This is a genomic window from Rhodococcus sp. 2H158 (assembly GCF_053764755.1).
In genome coordinates, this window is the sequence record NZ_JBSNCE010000076.1 from 1 (window position 1) to 547 (window position 547).

Below are 547 nucleotides of genomic sequence, written 5' to 3' on the forward strand. Positions count from 1 at the left end.
CGATCGGGCCGGCCCGCTTCGCCGAGTTCCTCGCCGGGATGCACACCGTCGACGAGCACTTCGCCACCGCGCCGCTCGAGGCGAACGCGCCGGTGCTGCTCGGGCTGCTGGGGGTGTGGTACGCCAGCTTCCTCGGCGCCCAGTCCCGGGCGGTGCTGCCCTACAGTCAGGACCTGGCCCGGCTGCCGGCGTATCTGCAGCAGCTGACCATGGAGTCGAACGGCAAGAGCGTGCGCTGCGACGGCGCGGCGGTGGACTACGACACCGGGGAGATCTTCTGGGGGGAGCCGGGCACCAACGGGCAGCACGCGTTCTACCAGCTGCTGCATCAGGGCACCCGGCTGGTCCCGGCCGATTTCGTCGGTTTCGCCGCCGCGGGCGAGGATCTGCCCACCGTCGGCGGGACCGGCAGCATGCACGAGATCCTGCTGGCGAACATGCTCGCCCAGGCGCAGGTGCTCGCGTTCGGGCGCACCGCGGCCGAGGTCGCCGCCGACGGCACCGACCCGGGGGTGGTGGCGCACAAGGTGATGCCCGGCAACCGGCC

1 pseudogene is annotated in these 547 nt (G+C 72.6%); it reads left to right on the forward strand.

What is annotated here, in order from left to right:
* Positions 1-547 (forward strand): annotated as a pseudogene (locus ACWPOB_RS28555) (glucose-6-phosphate isomerase); the annotation flags it as partial.